At 67.7% G+C, this 24,682-nt stretch carries 19 protein-coding genes and 1 other RNA gene; 7 read left to right on the top strand and 13 right to left on the bottom strand.

The window, feature by feature from the left end:
* The first annotated feature begins 22 nt into the window (after positions 1 to 22).
* The 3 genes from H3309_RS08475 to H3309_RS08485 are packed head-to-tail and all read left to right on the top strand — an operon-like array spanning position 23 to position 2,358.
* A complete protein-coding gene (locus H3309_RS08475; RefSeq protein ID WP_182294318.1) occupies positions 23 to 1,195 on the top strand; it encodes an acetyl-CoA C-acetyltransferase in 1,173 nt (390 codons plus the stop codon).
* A complete protein-coding gene (locus H3309_RS08480) occupies positions 1,195 to 1,803 on the top strand; it encodes a hypothetical protein (protein WP_182294319.1) in 609 nt (202 codons plus the stop codon). Before H3309_RS08475 ends, H3309_RS08480 begins: the two co-directional genes overlap by 1 nt.
* A 21-nt stretch (positions 1,804 to 1,824) precedes the next feature.
* Positions 1,825 to 2,358 (top strand): hypothetical protein, encoded by a 534-nt coding sequence (locus H3309_RS08485; protein ID WP_182294320.1) that lies wholly within the window; start codon positions 1,825 to 1,827, stop codon positions 2,356 to 2,358.
* On the opposite strand, the gene H3309_RS08490 is transcribed toward H3309_RS08485, so the two are convergent.
* From H3309_RS08490 to H3309_RS08510, 5 genes are all read right to left on the bottom strand, one after another.
* Positions 2,312 to 3,226 (bottom strand): glycosyltransferase family 2 protein, encoded by a 915-nt coding sequence (locus H3309_RS08490; protein ID WP_182294321.1) that lies wholly within the window; start codon positions 3,224 to 3,226, stop codon positions 2,312 to 2,314. The two genes, H3309_RS08485 and H3309_RS08490, sit on opposite strands and share 47 nt — an antisense overlap.
* Positions 3,211 to 4,461 (bottom strand): nitric oxide synthase oxygenase, encoded by a 1,251-nt coding sequence (locus tag H3309_RS08495; protein ID WP_182294322.1) that lies wholly within the window; start codon positions 4,459 to 4,461, stop codon positions 3,211 to 3,213. Before H3309_RS08495 ends, H3309_RS08490 begins: the two co-directional genes overlap by 16 nt.
* 3 nt (positions 4,462 to 4,464) lie before the next feature.
* Positions 4,465 to 6,012, bottom strand: coding sequence for a B12-binding domain-containing radical SAM protein (locus tag H3309_RS08500; RefSeq protein ID WP_182294323.1), 1,548 nt, complete (start codon positions 6,010 to 6,012; stop codon positions 4,465 to 4,467).
* Between the two features lie 72 nt (positions 6,013 to 6,084).
* Positions 6,085 to 7,035: an NAD-dependent epimerase/dehydratase family protein gene (locus H3309_RS08505; RefSeq protein ID WP_182298598.1), complete on the bottom strand. Its 951-nt coding sequence runs from the start codon at positions 7,033 to 7,035 to the stop codon at positions 6,085 to 6,087.
* Positions 7,036 to 7,299: 264 nt separating this feature from the next.
* The gene (locus tag H3309_RS08510; RefSeq protein WP_182294324.1) at positions 7,300 to 7,932 is read right to left on the bottom strand and encodes a glutathione S-transferase family protein; all 633 of its coding nucleotides are present in this window, start codon (positions 7,930 to 7,932) and stop codon (positions 7,300 to 7,302) included.
* A 254-nt stretch (positions 7,933 to 8,186) separates the two neighbouring features.
* On the opposite strand from H3309_RS08510, the gene H3309_RS08515 reads away from it, so the two are divergent.
* The 4 genes from H3309_RS08515 to H3309_RS08530 are packed head-to-tail and all read left to right on the top strand — an operon-like array spanning position 8,187 to position 11,071.
* Positions 8,187 to 8,702 (top strand): GNAT family N-acetyltransferase, encoded by a 516-nt coding sequence (locus tag H3309_RS08515; protein ID WP_182294325.1) that lies wholly within the window; start codon positions 8,187 to 8,189, stop codon positions 8,700 to 8,702.
* Between the two features lie 41 nt (positions 8,703 to 8,743).
* Positions 8,744 to 9,307 carry a DUF1285 domain-containing protein gene (locus H3309_RS08520; RefSeq protein WP_182294326.1) on the top strand — a complete coding sequence of 188 codons (564 nt, stop codon included), beginning with the start codon at positions 8,744 to 8,746 and terminating at the stop codon, positions 9,305 to 9,307.
* Positions 9,291 to 9,893 carry a CoA pyrophosphatase gene (locus tag H3309_RS08525; RefSeq protein ID WP_182294327.1) on the top strand — a complete coding sequence of 201 codons (603 nt, stop codon included), beginning with the start codon at positions 9,291 to 9,293 and terminating at the stop codon, positions 9,891 to 9,893. The genes H3309_RS08520 and H3309_RS08525 overlap by 17 nt, the downstream gene beginning before the upstream one ends.
* Complete coding sequence (locus H3309_RS08530) at positions 9,890 to 11,071, top strand: CCA tRNA nucleotidyltransferase (protein WP_182294328.1); 1,182 nt, start codon at positions 9,890 to 9,892, stop codon at positions 11,069 to 11,071. The genes H3309_RS08525 and H3309_RS08530 overlap by 4 nt, the downstream gene beginning before the upstream one ends.
* On the opposite strand, the gene gmk is transcribed toward H3309_RS08530, so the two are convergent.
* From gmk to rpoB, 8 genes are all read right to left on the bottom strand, one after another.
* Positions 11,050 to 11,718: a guanylate kinase gene (gene gmk / locus H3309_RS08535; RefSeq protein ID WP_182294329.1), complete on the bottom strand. Its 669-nt coding sequence runs from the start codon at positions 11,716 to 11,718 to the stop codon at positions 11,050 to 11,052. The two genes, H3309_RS08530 and gmk, sit on opposite strands and share 22 nt — an antisense overlap.
* The gene (locus H3309_RS08540; RefSeq protein WP_182298600.1) at positions 11,715 to 13,070 is read right to left on the bottom strand and encodes a class II fumarate hydratase; all 1,356 of its coding nucleotides are present in this window, start codon (positions 13,068 to 13,070) and stop codon (positions 11,715 to 11,717) included. The genes gmk and H3309_RS08540 overlap by 4 nt, the downstream gene beginning before the upstream one ends.
* Before the next feature lie 29 nt (positions 13,071 to 13,099).
* On the bottom strand, positions 13,100 to 13,570 hold the full coding sequence (locus H3309_RS08545; RefSeq protein WP_182294330.1) for an SspB family protein: 471 nt from the start codon (positions 13,568 to 13,570) through the stop codon (positions 13,100 to 13,102).
* Positions 13,571 to 13,668: 98 nt separating this feature from the next.
* Positions 13,669 to 14,010, bottom strand: a transfer-messenger RNA (tmRNA) gene (ssrA, locus tag H3309_RS08550).
* Positions 14,009 to 15,154, bottom strand: coding sequence for a glycosyltransferase family 4 protein (locus tag H3309_RS08555; protein ID WP_182294331.1), 1,146 nt, complete (start codon positions 15,152 to 15,154; stop codon positions 14,009 to 14,011). Before H3309_RS08555 ends, ssrA begins: the two co-directional genes overlap by 2 nt.
* 96 nt (positions 15,155 to 15,250) lie before the next feature.
* Positions 15,251 to 15,943, bottom strand: a complete 693-nt coding sequence (locus H3309_RS08560; protein WP_207791482.1) for a PEPxxWA-CTERM sorting domain-containing protein — start codon at positions 15,941 to 15,943, stop codon at positions 15,251 to 15,253.
* A gap of 180 nt (positions 15,944 to 16,123) precedes the next feature.
* A complete protein-coding gene (rpoC, locus tag H3309_RS08565) occupies positions 16,124 to 20,305 on the bottom strand; it encodes a DNA-directed RNA polymerase subunit beta' (RefSeq protein ID WP_182294332.1) in 4,182 nt (1,393 codons plus the stop codon).
* A gap of 50 nt (positions 20,306 to 20,355) precedes the next feature.
* Positions 20,356 to 24,435 carry a DNA-directed RNA polymerase subunit beta gene (gene rpoB / locus H3309_RS08570; protein WP_398400276.1) on the bottom strand — a complete coding sequence of 1,360 codons (4,080 nt, stop codon included), beginning with the start codon at positions 24,433 to 24,435 and terminating at the stop codon, positions 20,356 to 20,358.
* Positions 24,436 to 24,682: the final 247 nt, after the last annotated feature.

Below are 24,682 nucleotides of genomic sequence, written 5' to 3' on the forward strand. Positions count from 1 at the left end.
GCAACCAGCACAGGAGTACCCCATGACCGACGTCGTCATCACCGCCGCGCGCCGCACCGCGGTCGGCAGTTTCCTCGGCGCCTTCGCCGGCACGCCCGCCCACGAACTCGGTTGCGCCGCCATCACCGCCGCGCTTGCCGACAGCGGCGTTACCGGCGGCGATATCGGCGAAGTCATCCTCGGCCAGGTGCTCACCGCCGGCCAGGGCCAGAACCCGGCGCGCCAGGCAAGCATCGCCGCCGGCATCCGCCAGGAAACCCCGGCCTGGGGCGTCAACCAGGTCTGCGGCTCGGGCCTGCGCGCCGTCGCGCTTGCCGCCAATGCCATCCGCCAAGGTGACCATTCCATCATGCTCGCCGGCGGGCAGGAAAGCATGTCGCTCTCGATGCACGCGCAATCGCTCCGTCCCGGCACCAAGATGGGCGCGCTGGAACTGGTCGACACCATGATCAAGGATGGCCTGTGGGATGCCTTCAACGGCTATCACATGGGCATCACCGCCGAAAACCTTGCCGAGCGCTACCAGATTTCCCGCGAGGCACAGGATGCCTTCGCCGCCCACAGCCAGAACAAGGCCGAAGCCGCCCGCCGCGACGGCCGCTTCAAGCCTGAAATCGCCCCGGTCACCCTCAAGACCCGCAAGGGCGAGAGCATCATCGACACCGACGAATATATCCGCGATGGCGTCACGCCCGAAAGCCTCGCCGGCCTGAAACCCGCCTTCAAGAAAGACGGCACCGTCACCGCCGCCAACGCCAGCGGCCTCAATGACGGCGCCGCTGCCCTCGTCCTGATGTCGGCGGCGGAGGCCGCGCGGCGCAACGCGCCCATCCTTGCCCGCGTCGTCAGCGCCGCCTCCACCGGCGTCGATCCCGCCGTCATGGGTATCGGGCCGGTCACCGCCTCGCAGGCGGCGCTCAAAAAGGCCGGCTGGAGCGTCGCCGACCTCGACCTTGTCGAGGCGAACGAAGCCTTCGCCGCCCAGGCGCTCGCCGTCGGCCAGGAACTGGGTCTCGATCCGGCGAAGCTCAACGTCAATGGCGGCGCCATCGCCATCGGCCATCCCATCGGTGCCTCGGGTGCGCGCATCCTCGTCACGCTGCTCCATGAAATGGCCCGCCGCGACGCGAAAAAGGGGCTCGCGACGCTCTGCATCGGCGGCGGCATGGGTATAGCCCTGACCGTCGAACGCTGATGCCACCCGCCACCGCACCCGCCGCGGCCATGGGCAGCGGCGAAGCGACCGCCGACACGACCATCCCCGTCGCCGTGAAGGCGCGCCCGCAGGCGCCCGGCGAGGGCGAACTGATCCTCTGGCAGGGCCGCGCCGGCGGCAGCCGCGTGCTCCTCGAAACGCTGGGCCTCTTCCTCCTCCTCGGCCTGTTGATCTGGTTCGCGGTCAGCCTCATCCTGCCGCATTTCGCCGGCTCCGAATTCGCCGGCACGCCGAACGCCAGCGCCACGCCGCTGATCCTTGCCATGCTGATCGGCATGGCGCTGATCATCGGCCTGCCGGTCTGGCTGCGCTCCAGCGCGCGCGGCCGCGCCCACTACATGCTCACCAACCGCCGCGCGCTCGTCTGGCTCGGCGACCGCATCATCGGCGAAGCGGTGCTGTTCGGCAGCGAGGTCCGCCTCATCGAACGCAGCGTCGAGTTCAGCGGCGCGCTGCAATGGCTCGACTGGCGGCTCAAGGACGAGGGGATGGACCGCCTGCGGTTCGAGCAACTGCCCGACGCCGCCACCGTCGCCGAGCTCGCCGAACGCCACGGCGCCCGCCGCACCGAATGGCCCAGTTCCTGACAGCGGCGGCGGGGGATCGACATGCAGCCAACCGACGCCACGGCGCCCCCGTTCGACCTGCTCGAACTGCAATCACTGCGCGCCGAACTGCTGCTGCGCATGGCGGTGCAGAACCTCATCCTGGTCCTCCTGCTGCCGCTCCTGCTCGCCACCTTCATCGTCCAGCTGATCCTCCCTGCAACCGCCCCGCTCGCCGCGCTGGGCTTTACCGTCACCGCCGGGGCCGGGGCGCTCATCTGGTGCCACCAGGGCGCCCGCCAGGTGCAGCTGAAGGCCTATCTCATGCTGCTGGCGGCGCGCCACACGCCCGATGGCGGCTGGGAAAGCTGGCTCCCCGATCATCCCATCGGCGGGCGTCTCGGCAGCCGCTGGTTCATCTCGACCAAGGGCGTGCTGCTCGGCAGCCAGGCCGCGGCGCTGGTCGCCGCCATCATCCAGGCCGGCCTCCAGCCGCTGCCGATGCTCGCCACCGTCGCCGCCATCGCCGTGACCGCTTTCTTCCTGCTGCTCAACCCAAAGGAATCGACCGCCCCGATCCCCGGCCGACCAGGCTGAACACCGCCGCCACCCGCGCCCAGCGCACCCGCCACAGCAACGCCCCCACCGCCAGCCGGAACCGCCCCCCCGTCCCCGCCAGTGCCGGATGCCACAACACGCGGAACTGGTGCACCAGCGGCGAAAGCGCCACCTTCGCCTGATACCACAGCGACGCCACCACGGGCCGGCCCGCGTCCCGATCGGTCAACCACATCTCCCGCGCCACCCGCCGCCAGCGCGCCAGCAACCGCGCCTCGTCGTCGATGGCGCGATGCCGGACCGCCAGCCCGGCCTCCAGCCGCGGCGCAAAGCCCATGGCGGCCGCCCGCCGGCACCAGTCCAGATCCTCCGAAACACCCGTCCGGAACGGCCCGACCGCCGCGAACACCGCCGCCTCCACCATCAGGTTCCCGGTCAGCAGCAACCCGTCGCGGCGGAAACTCCGCTCGCTATCGAACCCGAACAATAGGTCGAACCCGGCCGCCGCCGTCGGCGGCCGCACCCCCTGATCCAGCAACCCCACCCGCACCGGCCCCCCCACCACGGGGGCTTCCGGCGCCGCCCGCAGCCAGTCGGCCGCCGGCTCGCAATCGCAGTCCAGAAACGCCAGCCGCCGCCCTCGCGCCACCGCCACCCCGGCATTGCGCGCCGGGCCGGCCCCGATCTGCGCGCAGTGAACCAGCCGCGCCGGCCCCGCCACCGCGCGCACGGCCGCCGCATCGCGCGACCCATTGTCGACCACGATCACCTCGAATGCCGGCGATTCCGGCGCCAGCCTCGCCAGCGCCGCCAATGTCCGTGCCAGCCCCGCCACATCATCCCGATGCGGAATGATCACACTGACGCACGGCTCCTCCGTGACAGCGAAGCTCAGCTCCGATGCCATATCGCGTCCCGACGCCGCCGCCAGTCGCGCCAGCGCGCTTGCCAGCGCCGGAACCGCCGCAGCCACCGCCCCTGCCGCTCCAGGCTTCGGTCCAGCCGCAGCGCGCCGCCGTCCAGCTGCCGGCTGACATAGAAATTCGGCACCGCATGCATGTCCGTCATCGGCAGGTGGAACACAGGGCAGGCGGCGCTTGCCTGCGGCGGCACGATCCAGGTCCAGTCGCCCGACGGCACCCGCCCCGCCCGCTGCTCCAGCCGCGCGAACTCCATATATTCGGCGCTCGCCACATGATGGTCGACGATTGCCGCCCCCGCCTCGCCAAAGCTCCACAACACCGCGCGGTTCAACTCGGTCAGCGCCATGTCGCGCCACAGCTGATCGCCCCGGTCCATCCCCAATGCGTCCGCCACCTGCGGCAGCAGGTCGAACCGCCGCTGGTCCGCCAGGTTGCGCGAGGCGATCTCGGTCGCCATGTAATAGCCGTTGAACGGCGCGCACGGATAATCGATGCCGCCGATGGTCAGCACCATGTTGGTCACGCACGGCACGCTGTACCAGCGCAGCCCCAGCGCCTCCAGGCCCGCCAGGGTCGGATGCCGGATCGGCACTTCCTTCGCCAAGCCCGGCGGCAGCGGAAACAGGTGCCGGTGCCCGCGGCTGTCGCGCACGATCAGCGGCAGCAGGTCGAACGCCGTACGCCGCGCGGGCGGCCGCCACCCCAGCGCGATGGCGATCCGCGCCAGCTCCACGTTGCGCCGGTCGCCCAGCACCGCGCCATCCTCGCCGATCCAGCCGGCATATTGGAACATCTGCGCATTCTCGATGGTCGCCGGCACGCCGCCCGCCGCCGCCGCGAAGATGCTGATCGCCGCGCCCGATCGTCCGGCCGCCTCGGCGACATGCGCGAACATCCGCTCGGCAATCGCCGCCGGCTCGGTCACATCGCGGCAATCGCGCACCGCCAGCGATTTCCAGCGCAGCCGGCCGATGCAGCGCGCATGGTTGCGCCACGCCACCCGCGCCCCGAACGCCAGCTCATCGATGCTGTGCGCATAATGGCCGTGCCGCCGCAACGCCGCCCGCACCTCGGCCTCCCGCGCCGCCAGCGTCTCGGGCGCCATGCCGGTCTCGCGCGCGAACTGCCGCAGGAACGCGACCGCCTCCTCCCGCCGCTCGCCACGCCCCAGGCGCCGCAGCCGCCGCTGCACCGGGTCGGCGGACACGAAACTGTCCATCGCCTACATCAACCCGTCGAACATCTGCGCCTCGGGCCGCAACCGCCGCCGGTTGATGGCATAGACCGCCGCCAGCAGCCGCCGCTTCGCCCGCCGGTATTCCGCCGTCCCGGTCTCCAGGTTGACGAAGCGCGCCCGCGCGTGCGGCGAATCCTTGCCGGTCACCCGGATCCCCGGATAGCGCCCGCCGCCACCGAACACATCGTTCCAGATCGGCGTGTCCTCCAGGATCGAGAAAATGTTGCACCGCACCCGGTCGAGCCACGGCGCATGCGCCTCCAGGAAGGCCGCGCTCGCCGCCACATCCTCGGCCGTCTCGCCGGGAAACCCCGCGAACATGGTGCAGCGTACCGACAGTCCGGCCTCGTTCGCCTCGCGGATGAAGGCCGAATTCGCCTCCACGCTCGCGCCCTTGTCCATCCGGTCGAGCATCGCCTGGCTACCGGATTCCAGCCCGAAGCTGATCCGCCGCATGCCGGACCGCGCCGCCGCCCGCAGGTCCCGCCGCGACAGGCCATTGTCGCGGCGCTGGTCCACATGCACCGTGCCGATCCACTGCGCACCCGGCGCCGCATCCTGGATCTGCTCGGCGATGCCCCGCCACAGCGCCGGATTGCTGTTCAGCTTCAGGTCCAGGAACAGGATGTTGGAGGTGCCGCACCGCACCGCCTGCTCGCGGATCTCGTGCATCACCGATGGCAGGCTGCGCGTGCGATAGCTGCGGCCATTGGCCGACACCACATCCGAACAGAACACGCAGCGCCCCCACTGGCAGCCGCGCCCGGTCATCACCGGCACGATCCGCACCGGATAACGGTCCCAGGGAAAATCCGAGAAATCCGGCACCGGCGAACGGTCGAGCTTGGCGAACGGCGGCGCCACCCCGCCCGTCCGCCCGTCCGGCAGCACCATGCCGGGAAAGCGCTGCAGGTCCGTGCCCGAGACCACCGCCTCCATCAGCTCGGGCGCCAGCGTATCCGCCTCGCCGCCATAGATCGCCGTCACCCCGTCGATCCCGCGCCAGGCCTCGGCGGTCTCCGGCAGGTTGAACGCCGGACCGCCCAGCAGCAGCGGCACGCCCGCCTCCTTCGCGATCCGCCCCAGCGCGATCACCGTCTCATGATGCTGAAGATAGGCCGAGATCAGCAGCGCGTCCGGCCGCTCCGCCAGCGCCCGCCGCACCGCCGCCAGCACCGCGCCGTGCGGCCGCCGCTGCCAGCCATACCAGGCCGCCCGCGCGCCATCACGCAGCCAGGCGATTCCCGGCGCGGTCGACAGGTGCAGCCGCCGCATCCAGTGATGGTGCGGCCGCTCCGCCCGCTCCCGCTCCGACGCCGGCACATCATGCGCCAGCGGCACCAGCAGCTTCACATGATGCCCCGCGTTGCGCAGCGCCGCCACCAGGATGCCGACCGCCAGCGTCGGAAAGGACGCGAAATTGTTGAGATCGACGATCAGCACCGTCCGCCGCGGGAATGCCCCCGCGTCAGCGTCCCCCGATTCTTCCGCCAGCAGCTGCCCGCCGGAAATTCCGCCCCGCACCGCGTCCATGCCCGCCCCGCATACGCCACCAAGATGCCGACTTAACCTTCGCGCACCCCGGATGACAAGCCGGACCCGCGATCAAATCGCATGCGGCCCGACATAATCCGCGTCATGCGCCACCGGCGGCGCCTCCCCGCGCCGCAGCGCGGCAAGGACGCTCGCGAAATCATCCACCGCCCGGAACCCCAGCACCGCCTCCGCCCGGCTGGCGTCATAGACCCGGCCGATGCTCGCCGGCAGGGTCCAGCCCCGCGTCGCATAGAGCGCGGCGGCATCCGGAAAATGGCGCGCGATCACGGCGGCGGCGTCGCGTTTCAGCGCCATCGCCTCCTGCCGCGCGAACGGCGTCGGCGCCGACACGATCAGCACGTCGAACCCCACCGCCGGTGCCCGCTCCAGCGCCAGCAGATGCGCGCGTGCCGCATCCCCGACGCTCAGCCGCCGGTACAGCAGCTCGTTCGCCTTCATGTTCTCGCCACTCAGCGCCCGATGCGTGTCATCCTCCTCCGGAAAAAAGCGCGACGTCCGCAGCACTACGCACGGCAGACGGTGCGTCAGCCAGGCATCGCGGCACAGCCCCTCCGCCGCCAGCTTGGTGACGCCATAGATGTTGCGCGGCTCCAATGGCCCACTGCCCTCGTCAAGCCAGACCGCCGCTTCGGCATCCTCCCGTCGGATCGCATCGGAAATCATCAGCGAGGTGGTCGAGGTGAACACGAACCGGCCGCACCCCGCCGCCACCGCCGCCTGCAACAGGTTGAGCGTGCCGGTGACATTGACATCCACGAACGCCTGCGGCGGCTGCCGCGCGATGTCCGGCTTGTGCAGCCCGCCGGCATGGATCACCGCGTCGATTCGCCCGTCCGCGAACACCCCCGCCACCGCGCCGCCGTCCGCCACCGAGGCGACCACATCCGTGTCCACCCCCGGCGCCACATCGAACCCCACCACCCGGTGCCCCGCCGCCCGCAGCACCGGCGCCAGAAACCGCCCCAACCACCCCGAAGACCCCGTCAACAACACCCGCATCGACTTATCCATCGCAAAATCAGAGTTATACTGGACTTGGTCAACATCTGTAGTGGCTTTGCGTGCAAGCAGCTATCGCGGCGACTGCAACACCCGAACTTGCACTGCTGCTGCGACACACAGACTGCTTGAGAAATCGTCCAGGCCGCTGGCGAAAATGGTGATTTTCGAGCACCGAAGCGCAGCGCACTTGACGGTGCGTGAGCATCGGAGCGCAGAAAATCGACATTTGCAGCCCCGGCATGGGCGATTTATCAAGCGGTCTCACGCCCGCGCCCCCGGCCGCGCCTTCACCTCCGCCTGCCACCTCAGCAGCGCCTCCTGCTCCGGCGCCGGCCGCAACCCCACCCATTTGGCGAAATCCACGCTGATCGCCGCGGTGATGTCGGCGATGCTGAACCGCTCGCCTGCCACGAACGGCACGTCGCGCAGCCGCGCGTCCAGCTCCGCCAGCCAGTGCGCCGCCAGCATCAGCCCCCGCTCCGCCAGCGCGGGGATCGCCGGTGTCGGCGGAATCCGCCCCGGCATCCCCCGCTCGGCATAGGCCGGCTGCGTGTTGCGGAACGCCGCCGCCACGTTGAACATGCCCTCGAACTCCATCCGCCGCTGCCAGCTCTCGATCCGCGCCATTTCCAGCGCATCGCGCCCCAGCAGGTTCGGTTCCGGATGCAGCCCCTCCAGATAGCGGCAGATGGCCACCGATTCGTCCAGGATGCCGCCGTCGTCCAACAGCAGCGTTGGCACCACCCCGCGCGGGTTCACCGCCAGAAACGCCGGCGCCAGATTCTCGCCGGCCATGATGTCCACCTGCACCATCGGCAGGCTCACGCCCTTCTCGGCCAGGAACCAGCGCACCCGGCGCGGGTTGGGCGCCTTCGCCATGTCATACAGCAGCATCGTCAACCTCCATGATGCCCACCCTGTCAGCCGGCCACGCGGATGCAAAGCCCCCTTGCGCGCCTGCGCAAATCCGCTAGAGGCGCCGCATGACAATGGTGCTCCACAAGGCTTTGCGACGCGGCTGACCGTCGCGCGGGTGCATCCCCGGCGCGGCGGGTGGGTGGCGAACAGGCCATCCAGCGGGGGGCTTCCCCACCTTCACCACGCTCCACCTTCACCACAGCGTCACAGCTTTCTGTCAGGCCGCACCCATGATCATCACGCCCTTCGCTGCGTCGCACGATTCCGCCGTCGACACCCTGCTCGACACATGCTTCGGCCCTGCCCGCGGCCGTCGCACCGCCGCGCTGCTCCGCCACGGCGCGAAACGCCGCGATGACCTCAGCTTCGTCGCGCACGTCGATGGCGCGCTTGCCGGCGCCATCCAGCTCTGGCCGCTTAACCTGGTGGGCGAAGGCCGCCACCACCGCATCCTGCTGCTCGGCCCCCTCGTCAGCGCCCCCGCCCACCGCAACCGCGGCATCGGTGGCGCGCTGATGGACACCGCGCTGGCGGCCGCCGACGCCACCGGCGAGCGCGCCATCCTGCTGATCGGCGACGCGCCCTACTACGCCCGCTGGGGTTTCAGCGCCGCCCGCACCGCCCACTGGTCGCTCCCCGGCCCGGTCGACCGCGCGCGGCTCCTGCTGCGCGCACCGGACCTGCCACCGCTTCCCCGCATCGCCGCCCTTGCTCCCGCCGTCTCACCCCGCGCCCGCGCGGCCTGAGACGGCTTGAAGCGCGCCCCGGCGCGTGCCAAGCGCAGCGCATGGACCCGATCCGCCCCGACCTTCCCGACCTGTCGCAAAGCTCGCTGGCGGACATCGCCCGGCTGCTTGCCGACCGCAAACTGCCGCCGGTGGAAAAATGGAACCCCGCCCACTGCGGCGACAGCGACATGCGCATCGCCGCCGACGGCACCTGGTTCTACCGCGGCACACCCCTTGGCCGCCCCGCCATGATGAAGCTGTTCGCCACCGTCCTGCGCCGCGAGCCCGACGGCAGCTTCGTCCTCGTCACGCCCGCCGAAAAACTCAGCATCACGGTCGAGGACGCCCCCTTCATCGCGGTCGAAGTGACCAGCGAAGGCGAAGGCGAGCAACGCACCCTCGCCTTCCGCACCAATGTCGATGATCTCGTGATCGCCGGCCCCGACAATCCCCTGCGCCTCACCCGCGCGCCGGACGGCAGCCCGCGTCCCTATCTCCACGTCCGCGCCGGGCTGGAGGCGCTCGTCAATCGCCCCACCTTCTACCAGCTCGCCGACTGGGCGCTGGACTGCGACCCGCCCGGCCTCTGGAGCAAAGGCGCCTGGTTTGCCTTCGCTGATTGACCGCCTCACCGCCCGCCTCTCCGCCACCGATGGCCCGGCGCCTTTGTTGGGGGACGGGGATGGCGATTTCGGCACCTTGGGCACCGCCACCACCACGCGCCTCACGCCCGCCGCCGTGCTTGTGCCCATCGTGCAACGCTCCGACCCCGGCCTGCTGCTCACCCGCCGCACCGCCGCGCTGCGCCAGCATGCCGGCCAGGTCGCCTTCCCCGGTGGCCGCATCGATGCCGAAGACCCCACGCCCGAAGCCGCCGCGCTCCGCGAGGCGCAGGAGGAAATCGGCCTCCCGCCCCACGCCGTCACCCTCCTCGGCCGCTCCGACCCGTACGAGACCGGCACCGGCTACGCCATCACCCCCATCGTCGGCCTGATCCCGCCCGACCTCGCCTTCGTCCCCAGCGCCAGCGAAGTGGACTCGGTATTCGAAATTCCCCTCGCCTTCGCGCTCGACCCCGCCAACCATCAGCTGCGGGAGGCCGAATGGAAGGGCCGCCTGCGCCGCTTCTACGTCATCGAGCACGGCGTCTGGCACATCTGGGGCGCCACCGCCGGCATGATCGTCAACCTCGCCCGGCGCCTGGCATGATCCTCGATCCCGCCCGCTGGGCCGCCATCCCCGGCCTCCCCGCGGTCCTGGCGGCGCTGCCCGATGCCCGCATCGTCGGCGGCGCGGTACGCGATGCGCTCATGGACCTGCCGCTGTCGGACGTCGATCTCGCCACCGCCCTGCCGCCCAAAGAGGTCATCGCCCACCTCGAATCCGCCGGCCTGAAAGCCGTCCCCACCGGCCTGAAGCACGGCACCATCACCGCCGTCAGCGCCGGCCACCCCTTCGAGGTCACCACGCTGCGCCACGACCTCCGCACCGACGGCCGCCATGCCGAGGTCGCCTTCACCAACGACTGGCAGGCCGACGCCGCGCGCCGCGACTTCACCATCAACGCACTCTACGCCGATCCCGTCACAGGCGACATTACGGACTGGTTCGGCGGCCTCGAAGACATTTCACTGGCGCGCGTCCGTTTCATTGGTGAACCGTTGCGGCGCATCGCCGAGGATCATCTGCGCATCCTGCGCTTCTTCCGCTTCACCGCCCGCTTCGCCCGACGCGTTGATCCCGCCGGCCTCGCCGCCTGTTCCGCCCGCGCCAACGACCTGATGGCATTGAGCCGCGAACGCATCCGCGACGAGCTGCTGAAAATCCTTGCCCTCCCCGCCCCCGTCGCCACCCTCGCCACCATGCTCGACCACGGCATCCTGCGCCCCGTGCTCCCCGAAATCCGCGCCGAAACCCTGCCGGCGCTCACCGCGCTGATCGCGGCCGAGGCCACCGTCGGCCTCCCCGCCGACCCCCTGCGCCGCCTCGCCGCGCTGCTTCCCGCCGATGCCACCATCGTCGATGACATCTCCGCCCGCCTCAAACTTTCCAATACCGACCGCGTGCGGATGGGTCATGCCGCCAGCCGCGCGCCCGTCGCCGCCGATCCGCGTGCCACCGCCTATGCGCTCGGCACCACCAGCACCCTCGACCGCCTGCTCCTCACCGCCGACCCCCGCGCTGCCGCCTGGGCGCCCCGTCTCGCCAGCTGGCGCAAACCCCGCCTGCCGCTCAGCGGCAAGGATCTGATCGCCATGGGCCTCTCCCCCGGCCCCATCGTCAGCGCGAAACTCGCCGACGTCGAACGCCGCTGGATCGCCGCCGGCTTCCCCTCCGACCGCGAAACCACCGCCGCGATCGCCCGTCAGGTGCTGGGGCTGGCCTGATCCTTCATCAGTTCCCGCACGAAATCCACCAGCCCTTCCTGACGCCGCCGCCGCAGCCGTGCCGCGGTCAGGATCGCGCGGATGTCCGCCAGGCACACGGCGGCGTCATCATTGATCAGCACATGGTCATATTCCGCCCAGTGGCTGATCTCGTCCTTCGCCCGCGCCATCCGGCTCGCGACCACCTCGGCGCTGTCGGTCGCCCGTCCCGCCAGCCGTCGCGCCAGCTCCGTCATGGAGGGCGGCAGCAGGAAGATGCTCACCAGGTCATTCTTGGCATCCGCCTGCCGCAGCTGCTGCGTTCCCTGCCAGTCGATGTCGAACAACACGTCCCGCCCGGCCTTCAGCGCTGCCATCACGGGCGCCCGCGGCGTGCCGTAAAGATGCCCGAACACCAGCGCCCACTCCAGCAGCTCGCCGCCCTTCGCCATGGCATCGAACCGCGCGGGATCGACGAAATGATAGTCGCGCCCATCCACCTCGCCCGGTCGCGGCGGGCGCGTCGTCACGCTCACCGACAGGGTGATGGCCTCATCCTCCGCCAGCAACGCGCGGGAGAGCGTGGTCTTCCCCGCGCCGGACGGGCTGGAGAGCACCAGCAGCAACCCCCGCCGCTTCAGCGTCTGCGCGCTCCTTGGCGTTGTCATGTCATCGTCTCCGGCCGCACCAGCCGGCGGAACTGCGCCTCATCCACCAGCCCCAGCGCCAACCCGGCTTCCAGCAGGCTCTCGCCCTGATGATGCGCCCGCTTGGCGATCGCGGCCGCCGCGTCATAGCCGATCTCCGGCGCCAGCGCGGTCACCAGCATCAGGCTGCGCTCCACCAGCTCCGCCAGCCGCGTCCTGTTCGGCGTCATGCCCTCTACGCACCGCGCGCGGAAGCTCTCCACCCCATCGCTCAACAGCGCGATGCCGCGCAAAATATTATGTGCGATCAGTGGCTTGAACACGTTCAGCTGCAAATGCCCCTGCAACCCGCCGATCGTCACCGCAACATGATTGCCCATCACCTGCGCGCACACCATGGTCAGCATCTCGCACTGGGTCGGGTTCACCTTGCCCGGCATGATGCTGCTGCCCGGCTCATTCTCCGGCAGGTTCAGCTCCCCCAGCCCGGATCGCGGCCCGCTGCCCAGCAGCCGCAGGTCGTTGGCGATCTTGCTGAGCCCCACCGCGATGGTGTTCAGCACCCCCGACACCTCGACCATCGCGTCATGCGTCGCCAGCGCCTCGAACTTGTTCGGCGCGCTCACCCAGGGCACCCCGCCGGTCAGCTCGCCCAGTGCCGCCACGAACGCCTCGCCGAACCCCGGCGGCGCATTCAGCCCCGTGCCCACTGCCGTGCCGCCCTGCGCCAGCCGGCTCAGCCGCGGCCACAGCGCCACCACCCGCGCCGCGCCATCCTCGCAGGTCTGCGCGAACGCCGACATCTCCTGCCCCAGCGTCACCGGCGTCGCATCCTGCAAATGCGTGCGCCCGATCTTCACCAGGTCCGCCCAGGCCGCTTCATGCGCGCGAAACGCCGCCGCCAGCCCGCGCAGCGCCGCCAGCAACCGGTTGCGCAGTTCCAGCGCCACCGCGATGTGCATCGCCGTCGGAAAGCTGTCGTTGGAGGACTGGCTGCGGTTGACATGATCGTTCGGATGCACCGGCGCCTTGCCGCCGCGAACGCCCGTCAGCATCTCGTTCGCCCGCCCGGCGATGACCTCGTTGACATTCATGTTGGTCTGCGTGCCGCTGCCCGTCTGCCAGATCACCAGCGGAAACTGGTCATCGTGCCTGCCTTCCGCGACCTCGGTTGCCGCCGCCACGATCGCCTCCGCCAGCGCGCCATCCAGCCCGTGCGCGCGATTCACCGTTGCAGCCGCTGCCTTCAACCAGCCGAAGGCATGGATCAGCGGCAGCGGCATCCGCTCCCCGGCGCCACCCGCCAGGTGGATCGGAAAGTTGCCGATGCTGCGCTGCGTCTGGGCACCCCAATAGGCGTCATCCGGCACCATGATGGTGCCGAAACTGTCGCTTTCCGCCCTCACTTCTTCCGCTTGAAGTCGAACGACACCACGTTCGATCCCGCCTCCGCCACCGGCTCGGGCTTCGCCGGCTCGGGGGCCGGTTCATTCACCTGGAACTGCAAGGCGAAATTCACCGCCGGATCAACGAACCCGCTGACCGCCGCGAACGGCACGTGCAGCTTCGCCGGCACCTGGTTGAAGGTCAGCCCCACCTCGAACCAGTCATCGGTCACCGCCAGGTCCCAATAGCGGTGCTGCAACACGATGGTCATCTCCTCGGGGTAGCGCTCCAGCAGATGCTTCGGCATCTCCACCCCGGGAAAACGGGTGCGGAAGGCGATGAAGAAATGATGTGCCCCCGGCAGGCCGCCGCCCGCCTCGACATCACGCAGCACGCGACGCACCACCCCGCGCAGCGAATCCTGCACGATCTCATCATAGGCGATGAGGCTGTCGGGCGTGTCGGGCGTCTCCGGCGGTTCGGCCATGGCGGTTCCTGTTCGTCGCCCAAGTGGCGCGGCGACCGATGAAGGTCAAGATGAGATGATGGAGGAGTTTCTGTTGCCCGGCACTCCTCCAGGCCGCTGGTTTCCGATTCTGTTACCGGGTTCGGTCCGAACCCTGCTCATGCGTCATAACGTCAGCCTTGGGGGCCTTCGTTACGCGGCAATCGCAAATGCCTCGTTGTCGTTGGCATTTGTGGATTTTGAACCGTTTTACGGGAGTGTCTGCCCGGGCAAAAAATGCGTCTTTCGAAACACGTCGATCCTGGTTCGGCCCCGTCAATCCCCGCCGCAACAGCGGGGTCTGGTGGAGCCGCCGGGTACTGCCCCCGGGTCCGCTATCCCTATTCCACGCACTCGTTCATCACCATCTCCGCCGAAGCGGCATCGCTGATATAGGCGACATCAGCGGCATTGCAAAGCTCAGGCGGCAAGATGGAAGCAATAGCGGTCGATCACCGCGTCATTGATCCGGTCCCAGTCGAACGCGCGCGACGCCGCCTGCCCCGCCCGCCCCGCCGCCGCGCGCATCGCCGGATTCGCGATCAGCATCGCGATCGCGTCGGCGAATCCGTCCACGTCATGCGGTGCCACCAGCCGACCGGTCACGCCGTCCTTCACCAGGCTGCTGCTGCCTGTCGCCCGCGCCGCCACCACGGGCAGGCCGCTCGCCATCGCCTCCAGGGTCACATTGCCGAACGTTTCGGTCACGCTGGGATTGAACATCAAATCCATCGAGGCATAGGCCCGCCCCAGATCGTCGCCACCCAGGAAACCGGTGAAGATGGCGTCAGGCAACCGCTCCTCGATCCAGTCCCGCGCAGGCCCCTCCCCCACCACCAGCAGACGGTGGGCCACACCGCGCCGGCGCAGCAACGCGGCTGCGTCCGCCACCACATCCAGGCCTTTTTCCTTCACCAGTCGCCCGACGAATCCCACCACGATATCGGCATCGGCGATCCCCAGTTCGCGCCGCCATGCCAGGTCACGACGCGCCGGATCGAACCGGGTGCCATCGACGCCCCGGCTCCAGATACCCACATGGCGGGACCAGCCCTGAGCGCGCAGCAGTTCCGCCATTCCGTCCGAAGGCGCGAAGATTTCCGGCAGATCGCCATAGAAACGGCGCAGGATGCGCTCCACCCGCCGCCGGATGAACCCCAGCCCGTAATAATCGAAATAGGTTTCGAACCGTGTGTGCACGCTCGCCACCGTCAGGATATTCCGGTTCGCCGCCCAATCCTTGGCGGCATGCCCCAGCCAGTCCGGCGCCGACAGGTGAACGACATTGGGCGCGAAGGCGTCCAGATCGCCACGTGGTCCGGCCGGCAGTCCCATGGCCACCCGATACTCTCCCCGTCCGGGAAAAGGGAAACTGGGCACGCTGACCAACGTGCCGGTCGGCGGAAAGGCGGGCGTGCTGCTGGTCGGCGAATAGACCCTGACGGTGCCGCCCCGCGCCTCGATCCGCCCGACCAGCCGGTTCAGCGCCTGATTGGCCCCATCCCTTACATAATTGTAATTGCCCGAAAAAAGCGCAACGCGCAGCCGCTCGACAGGAAAGCTCATGGAGCGGAGACCTAGGCCCCGACTGTGGCAGGCGTGCGGCATGAAAAAGGCCCGGTCGCACGATGGCGACCGGGCCCTTTTTTCGAAAACGGATGCTTAAGCAGCAACCGCCGTGCGACGACGCAGCGCGCTGCCCACCATGCCGAAGCCGATGATCATCATCGCCCAGGTCGCCGGCTCGGGGATACCCGGGGTCGCCGAACCGAAGGTGATGTTGTCATAACCGACGAAGTTGGCGCCACCGGCGAAATCGATCGACTTCGCGATGCCGGCGAACGACACGCCGATCGGATCCCAAGCGCAATAGCCGCAGCCGCTCTGGAAGTTGTTCACCAGGTTCAGCGTGGCCAGCACGTTGCCCGTGGCGCCCAGGCCGTCATAGACGGTGATCGAGGCTTGCGAGTTCGACGAATAGTTGAACGAGAAGCCGGTGGTGAAGCCCGCCGCATAGTCGATGGTCACCGCGCCGCCCGACAGGAAGAACAGGATGCCCGGGTTCGGTTCACCGCTGCCGTTGTAGCTGTTGATCGCCAGCGCGTTGCTCGAAAAAGCCACGCCATAGTTGGTGCCACTGTTGCCGTCGGCGCTGACGCCGCCGTTATAGAAGCCGCCAACCGCGGCCACATTGTTCGTGGTTGCAACACCGTCGAAATCGAGCACGACAACCGCCGCCGATGCGGCGGTCGACATCGTGAATGCCGCGAATGCCGCAGCCGCCAGGGTGAAATTACGCATGATGCCTCCTGTAGTGAACTGGAAAAAACCAGCTGCTTCATGATCAGCAAGCATCGTGCCATCTGTGACATATATTTTTACGGTTCTATATCAATGTCTTAAAGAATATTCGGTTAACCCTGCCGACATAAATTGTAAAGTTCTCCGACAGATCAAAATCGCGTTCGCCCTTGCAGCAAAAAAAGAAGCCCGGCCGCGTGCTCGCGACCGGGCTTCTCCATCCACTGCAACGGCTCAGGCGTCGACGGTCGCCGGCGCCGCCAAGGCCGCCTGCTGCGCCCGCAGTGCCGCGTCCCGGCTGTTCGCCGTCACCCGCACCCGGCCCAGCGCCGCCCCCGTCCCCGCCGGGATCAGGCGGCCGACGATGACATTCTCCTTCAGGCCCACCAGATTGTCGACCTTGCCCTGCACCGCCGCCTCGGTCAGCACCCGCGTCGTTTCCTGGAACGACGCCGCGCTGAAGAAGCTGCGCGTTTGCAGGCTCGCCTTGGTGATCCCCAGCAGGATCGGCTTGCCTTCCGCCGGCCGCTTGCCTTCGGCGATCAGCTTGGCGTTGGTCTCGTCCATCTCCTCGCGGTCGATCTGCTCGCCCTTCAGCAGGATCGAATCCCCCTCGTCGGTGATCTCCACCTTCTGCAGCATCTGCCGAACGATGGTCTCGATATGCTTGTCGTTGATCTTCACGCCCTGCAGGCGATAGACCTCCTGGATTTCCGAACACAGGAATTCCGCCAGCTTCTCCACGCCCAGCACATCCAGGATGTCGTGCGGGTTCGCCGGCCCGTCGATCAGGAAGTCGCCCTTGCGGACAAGGTCGCCCTCCTGCACCGCCAGGTGCCGGCCCTTGGGCAGCAGATATTCGACCGGCTCCGAACCATCCTCGGGCCGCAGGATCACACGCTTCTTCGCCTTGTAATCCTTGCCCAGCTCGATCCGGCCATCCACGCGGGCGATCACCCCATTGTCCTTCGGGATGCGCGCCTCGAACAGCTCCGCCACCCGCGGCAGACCGCCGGTGATGTCACGGTTCTTCGCCGCCGCCCGCGGGATGCGCGCCAGCACATCGCCGGCCTCCACCCGCTGTCCCTCGTTCACCGAGAGCACGGCGCCCACCGGCAGCAGGAAGCGCCCCGCCTCGCCGGTCGCATCGTCCAGCAGGGTGATGCGCGGCCGCAGCTCGTCCTTCGCCTTCGATGCCTTCCACTCGCTCACCACCTTGTTGGCGATGCCGGTGGCGTCGTCGGTCTCCTCGCGCAGGGTCTGGCCTTCCACCAGGTCCTGATACTTCACCACGCCCGCCTTGTCGGCGATCACGGGGCGGGTATAGGGATCCCACTCCGCCAGCCGGTCGCCCTTCTTCACCGCCGAACCTTCCGGGAAGGCCAGCACGGCGCCGAACACGATCTTGTGGCTCGACCGCTCGCGGCCCTCGCCGTCCAGCAGCACCAGTTCGCCGCCGGTCGGCGCCAGGCCGATGATCCGGCCGCGGCTGTCCTTCAGGCTCGGCAGGTTCCTGTAGGCAACGGTGCCATCGATCGCCGCATCCAGCGTCGATTGCTCGCTCACCTGCGCCGCACCGCCGATGTGGAAGGTCCGCATCGTCAGCTGCGTGCCCGGCTCGCCGATCGATTGCGCCGCGATCACGCCCACCGCCTCGCCGATGTTCACCGGCGTCCCGCGGGCCAGGTCGCGGCCATAGCAGGCCGCGCACACGCCCATCCGCGTCTCGCACACCAGCGGCGACCGGATCTTCACCTCCTGGATGCCGGCGTCCTCGATGGCCTTCACCTCCACCTCGGACAGCAGCGTGTCGCGCCCGAACAGCACCTCGCCGGTCTTCGGGTCGACGATGTCGTCGCACACGGTCCGCCCCAGGATGCGCTCGCTCAGGGTGGCGATCGTGCTGCCGCCCTCGACGATCGGCTTCATCAGCAGGCCGCGCTCGGTGCCGCAGTCATTCTCCATCACCACGCAATCCTGGCTGACGTCCACCAGGCGCCGGGTCAGATAGCCCGAGTTGGCGGTCTTCAGCGCGGTATCGGCCAGCCCCTTGCGGGCGCCGTGCGTCGAGTTGAAATATTCAAGGACGGTCAGCCCCTCCTTGAAGTTGGAGATGATCGGCGTCTCGATGATCTCGCCCGAAGGCTTGGCCATCAGCCCGCGCATGCCGGCCAGCTGCTTCATCTGCGTCTGGCTGCCGCGCGCGCCCGAATGCGCCATCATGTAGATCGAATTGACCTGCCGCTCCACGCCGCTCGGCAGGATCGACTTGTCGCTGATCTCCTTCATCATCGCATTGGCCACCGCGTCACCGCACTTGGCCCAGGCATCGACGACCTTGTTGTACTTCTCGCCCTGCGTGATCAGGCCATCCTGATACTGCTGCTCGAAGTCCTTCGCCAGCGTGCGGGTTTCCTCCACCAGCGTCGCCTTCGCCGCCGGGATCACCATGTCATCCTTGCCGAACGAAATGCCCGCCTTGAAGGCGTGCCGGAAGCCCAGCGCCATGATGGCGTCGGCGAACAGCACCGTGTCCTTCTGCCCGCAATGGCGATAGACGGTGTCGATCACATCGCCGACCTCCTTCTTGGTCAGCAGGCGGTTCACCGTGGCGAACGGCACGCGATGGTTGGCCGGCAGCGTCTCGCCGATCAGCATCCGCCCCGGCGTGGTGACGAACCGCACCATGCGGGTCTTGCCGGCCTCGTCGGTCTGCGGCACCCGCGCCTCGATGCGCGTATGCAGCGTCACCACCTTGGCGTTCAGTGCCTGGTGCACCTCGGACATGTCGGCGAACACCGGCAGCCGCTCGCGCTTCGTGCCATCGGCCAGCTCGACATATTCCGGCGTCTTCTCCTGCCGCTCCATCGACAGGTAATACAGCCCCAGCACCATGTCCTGGCTCGGCACGATGATCGGCTTGCCGTTCGACGGGCTCAGGATGTTGTTGGTGGACATCATCAGCACGCGGCATTCCAGCTGCGCCTCCAGGCTCAGCGGCACGTGCACCGCCATCTGGTCGCCGTCGAAATCGGCGTTGAACGCCGAACAGACCAGCGGATGCAGCTGGATCGCCTTGCCCTCGATCAGCACGGGCTCGAACGCCTGGATGCCCAGCCGGTGCAGCGTCGGCGCCCGGTTCAGCATCACCGGATGCTCGCGGATCACCTCGTCCAGGATGTCCCAGACTTCCTTGCGCTCCTTCTCGACATATTTCTTCGCCTGCTTCAGCGTCATGCTGAGCCCCTTGGCGTCCAGCCGCGCGTAGATGAACGGCTTGAACAGCTCCAGCGCCATCTTCTTGGGCAGGCCGCACTGGTGCAGCTTCAGTTCCGGACCGGTCACGATCACCGAGCGGCCGGAATAATCCACCCGCTTGCCCAGCAGGTTCTGCCGGAACCGGCCATGCTTGCCTTTCAGCATGTCCGACAGGCTCTTCAGCGGCCGCTTGTTGGCGCCCGTGATCGTCCGCCCGCGGCGGCCGTTGTCGAACAGCGCGTCCACCGCCTCCTGCAGCATCCGCTTCTCGTTGCGCACGATGATGTCCGGCGCGCGCAGCTCAATGAGGCGCTTCAACCGGTTGTTGCGGTTGATGACGCGGCGATACAGGTCATTGAGGTCGGAGGTCGCGAAACGGCCGCCGTCCAGCGGCACCAGCGGCCGCAGCTCCGGCGGGATCACCGGCACCACCGTCAGGATCATCCACTCCGGCCGGTTGCCCGACTCCAGGAAACTGTCGACGATCTTCAGCCGCTTGATGATCTTCTTAGGCTTCAGCTCGGACTTGGTGGTCGCCAGCTCCTCCAGCAGCGCCTCCTTCTCCGCCGCCAGGTCCAGCTCTTCCAGCATCCGCCGCACGGCCTCGGCACCGATCCCCGCGGTGAAATTCTCCTCACCATGCAGGTCCTGCGCTTCCAGCATCTCGTCTTCGGTCAGCAGCTGGAACTTTTTCAGCGGCGTCATGCCCGGTTCGATGACGATATACTGTTCGAAATAGAGCACCCGCTCCAGATCCTTCAGCGGCATGTCGAGCAGCATGCCGATGCGGCTCGGCAGCGACTTCAGGAACCAGATGTGCGCAACGGGCGCCGCCAGCTCGATATGCCCCATGCGCTCCCGGCGAACCTTGGAAACGGTCACCTCCACGCCGCATTTCTCGCAGGTGATGCCCTTGTATTTCATGCGCTTGTACTTGCCGCACAGGCACTCATAATCCTTGATCGGGCCAAAGATGCGGGCACAGAACAACCCGTCCCGCTCCGGCTTGAAGGTGCGGTAGTTGATCGTCTCCGGCTTCTTGATCTCGCCATAGGACCAGCTGCGGATCTGGTCGGGCGACGCGATCGAAATCTTGATCTGGTCGAAAATCTCCGGCTTCGCGACGGGCGAGAAAATGTTGGGCGTCAGTTCGTTCATAAGGCCTCCTCGGCAGGGGCACGCACCCCTGCCTGCTGGATCAAACAGGATTATTCGGCGGCAACCGTATTGTTCAGCTCGATGTTCAGGCTCAGGCTCTTCATTTCCTTCACCAGCACATTGAAGCTTTCCGGGATGTTCGATTCGAACGTGTCATCCCCCTTGACGATCGCTTCATACACCTTGGTGCGGCCCACCACATCGTCGGACTTCACCGTCAGCATCTCCTGCAATGTGTAGGCGGCGCCATAGGCCTGCAAGGCCCACACCTCCATCTCGCCGAACCGCTGGCCGCCGAACTGCGCCTTGCCGCCCAGCGGCTGCTGCGTCACCAGGCTGTAGGGCCCGATCGAACGCGCGTGGATCTTGTCGTCCACCAGATGGTGCAGCTTCAGCATGTAGATGTAGCCGACGGTCACCTTGCGGTCGAACGCCTCGCCGCTGCGCCCGTCGAACAGCTCGACCTGCCCGGAGCTGTCCAGCCCCGCCAGTTCCAGCATGTCGGACACATCCGCCTCGCGCGCGCCATCGAACACCGGCGTGCCCATGGGAACCCCCACCGCCAGGTCGGTCGCCATGCCGATGACCGCGTCATCGTCCATCGCATCCACATCGGTCTGCGCGCCATAGATGCTCTTCAGCTTGCCGCGCACGCCGGCGATGTCGTCCGCCGCGAGCCGCTGCCCCTTGGCATGGATATCCTCCAGCATCATCGAGATCTGCCGTCCCAGGCCGCGCGCGGCCCAGCCCAGGTGGGTCTCGAAAATCTGCCCCACGTTCATCCGGCTTGGCACCCCCAGCGGGTTCAGCACCAGGTCAACGGGCGTGCCATCCTCCAGGAAAGGCATGTCTTCCGACGGCAGGATGCGGCTGATGACCCCCTTGTTGCCATGGCGGCCGGCCATCTTGTCGCCCGGTTGCAGCTTGCGCTTCACCGCCACGAACACCTTCACCATCTTCAGCACACCCGGCGGCAGCTCGTCACCGCGCTGCAGCTTGTCCTTGCGGTCGTCCAGCCGCGCCTGGATGCTTGCCTGTGCGGCATCCCACTGCGCCTTGGAGGCCTCCAGACCGGCCTGCACGCCGTCATCGACCACGCCCAGCTTCCACCACTCCCGCCGCGGAAACTCCTCCAGCAGCGCCTCGTCGATGATCGCGCCCTTCTTCACGCCCTTCGGCCCGGTCACCACCGCCTGCCCCAGCAGCATCGCCTTCAGGCCGGCATAGGTCGCGCGGTCCAGGATCGCGCGCTCGTCCGCGGCGTCCTTTTCCAGCCGGTCGATCTCCTCGCGCTCGTTCGCCAGCGCGCGCTCATCCTTGTCGATGCCGTGCCGGTTGAACACCCGCACCTCCACCACCGTGCCGGCGACGCCGGGCGGCAGCTTCAGGCTGGTATCGCGCACATCACTCGCCTTCTCACCGAAAATGGCGCGCAGCAGCTTTTCCTCCGGCGTCATCGGGCTCTCGCCCTTCGGCGTGATCTTGCCCACCAGGATGTCGCCCGGCTCCACCTCGGCACCGATATAGACGATGCCCGCCTCGTCCAGGTTGCGCAGCGCCTCCTCACCCACGTTCGGGATGTCGCGCGTGATGTCCTCCGGCCCCAGCTTGGTGTCGCGGGCCATCACCTCGAACTCCTCGATATGGATCGAGGTGAACACATCCTCCTTCACGATGCGTTCGTTGATCAGGATGCTGTCTTCGAAATTATAGCCATTCCACGGCATGAACGCGACCAGCGCGTTCCGCCCCAGCGCCAGCTCGCCATATTGCGTGCTCGGCCCGTCGCAGATGATGTCGCCCTTCGCCACCACATCGCCCACCGTCACCAGCGGCCGCTGGTTGATGCAGGTGTTCTGGTTGGAGCGCTGGAACTTCATCAGCGTGTAGATGTCCACCATCGACTGGCCCGGCTGCACATCCTCGGTTGCCCGGATGACGATCCGCCCGGCATCCACCTGGTCCACGATCCCGCCGCGCCGCGCCGCGATCGCCGCGCCCGAATCCCGCGCCACCGTCGCTTCCATGCCGGTGCCCACAAACGGCGCCTCGGCCTTCACCAGCGGCACCGCCTGGCGCTGCATGTTCGATCCCATCAACGCCCGGTTGGCGTCGTCATTTTCCAGGAACGGGATCAGGGACGCCGCCACCGACACCAGCTGCTTCGGGCTCACGTCCATCAGCGTGATGTCCTCGCGCCGCGCGATCAGGAACTCGCCCGCCGCCCGCGCGCTCACCAGCTCGTCGGCAAAGCTGCCGTCCGCGTTGGTCGCCACATTCGCCTGCGCGATCGTGTGCTTGGCTTCCTCCATCGCCGACAGATACACCACCTCATCGGTCAGCTTGCCGTCGATGACCTTGCGATAGGGCGTCTCGATGAAGCCATATTTGTTCACCCGGCTGAACGTCGCCAGCGAATTGATGAGGCCGATGTTCGGCCCTTCCGGCGTCTCGATAGGGCAGATGCGCCCATAATGCGTCGGGTGCACGTCGCGCACCTCGAACCCTGCCCGCTCCCGCGTCAACCCGCCCGGCCCCAGCGCCGAGACGCGCCGCTTGTGCGTCACTTCAGACAGCGGATTGGTCTGGTCCATGAATTGTGACAGCTGCGAGGAGCCGAAGAACTCCCGCACCGCCGCCACCGCCGGCTTGGCGTTGATCAGGTCGTTCGGCATCACGGTCGAAATGTCCACGCTGGACATCCGCTCCTTCACCGCCCGCTCCATCCGCAACAGGCCCACGCGATAGCTGTTCTCCAGCAGCTCGCCCACCGATCGCACGCGCCGGTTGCCCAGGTTATCGATGTCGTCGATCTCGCCCTTGCCGTCCTTCAGGTCCACCAGCGTCTTCACCACCGCCAGGATATCCTCCCGCCGCAGCGTCCGCAGGTCGTCGGGCGCATCCAGCCCCAGCCGCATGTTCATCTTCACCCGGCCGACATCGCTCAGGTCATAGCGCTCCGCGTCGAAGAACAGCCCGCCGAACAGCGCCTCCGCCGTCTCCCGCGTCGGCGGTTCCCCGGGGCGCATCACGCGATAGATGTCGGAAAGCGCCTGGTCGCGCGGCACGTCGGCGTTGCGCGCCTTGTCCACCATCAGCGTCGTGCGCATCCACGGCCCGACATTGACATGGTCGATGTCCAGCAGCTCCAGATGGCTGAACCCCGCGGCGTCCAGCTTGTCGAGCGCCTCCTGGGACACCTCCTCGCCGGATTCGATATAGATTTCACCCGTCTTCTCGTTGATCAGGTCGAACGCGGCATAGCGGCCCAGGATCTCGTCGTTCGGCACCATCAGCGTCCTGACGCCGTCGGTCTGCGCCTTCTTCGCCGCGCGCGGCGTGATCTTCTGCCCCTCGGCGAACAGCAGCTCGCCGGTCTCGGCATTCACCACGTCGAACGCCGGCTTCACCCCGCGCCACTGCTCGGCCACGAACGGCATCTGCCAGCCGCCCTTCGGCGCCCGGTCGAACCGAACCGTCTTGTAGAAGGCGTTCAGGATTTCCTCGCTGTTCAGCCCCAGCGCATAGAGCAGCGCCGTCACCGGCAGCTTGCGCTTCCGGTCGATGCGGACGTTCACGATGTCCTTCGCGTCGAACTCGAAATCCAGCCAGCTGCCGCGATAGGGGATCACCCGCGCCGCGAACAGGAACTTGCCACTGCTGTGCGTCTTGCCGCGGTCATGGTCGAAGAACACGCCGGGCGAGCGGTGCATCTGGCTCACGATCACCCGCTCTGTGCCGTTGATCACGAAGGTGCCGTTCGCCGTCATCAACGGCATGTCGCCCATGTAGACGTCCTGCTCCTTGATATCCACGACCGAGCGGTTCTGCGTGTCGGCATCCACCTCGAACACGATGAGGCGCAGCGTCACCCGCATCGGCGCCGCATAGGTCATGCCGCGCTGCCGGCACTCCTCGATGTCGAACTTCGGGTCCTCCAGCTCATAATCCACGAAATCCAGCTCCGCCGTCCCGGCGAAATCGCGGATCGGAAACACGCTGCGCAGCGTCTTCTCCAGGCCCGACACATAGCCATCCGCCGGCCGCGAGCGCAGGAACTGCTCATAGCTCTCGCGCTGCACCTCGATCAGGTTCGGCATCTGCACCACTTCGCCGATCTTCCCGAACATCTTGCGCACCCGCCGCGTCGAGCGGAACCGGGGGGCGGGCTGCAACTTGCTCACGGGATTTACGGGCTGGGTCGCCATCGGGAATATTTCCTTCGTCAGAACCGAATCAAAATGTCACGCACTGGTCATCACAACGCCAAAAACCGCGCAGGTCCCCTCATGGCCCCGGCGGTCAAGCGTCCGATTATCCAAATCCCTTCAATACGTTGGGCACACCCGCGCAAAAGCGCGCCCTATCCCGAATGGC

Source organism: Sandaracinobacteroides saxicola, from assembly GCF_014117445.1.
Taxonomy (GTDB): domain Bacteria; phylum Pseudomonadota; class Alphaproteobacteria; order Sphingomonadales; family Sphingomonadaceae; genus Sandaracinobacteroides_A; species Sandaracinobacteroides_A saxicola.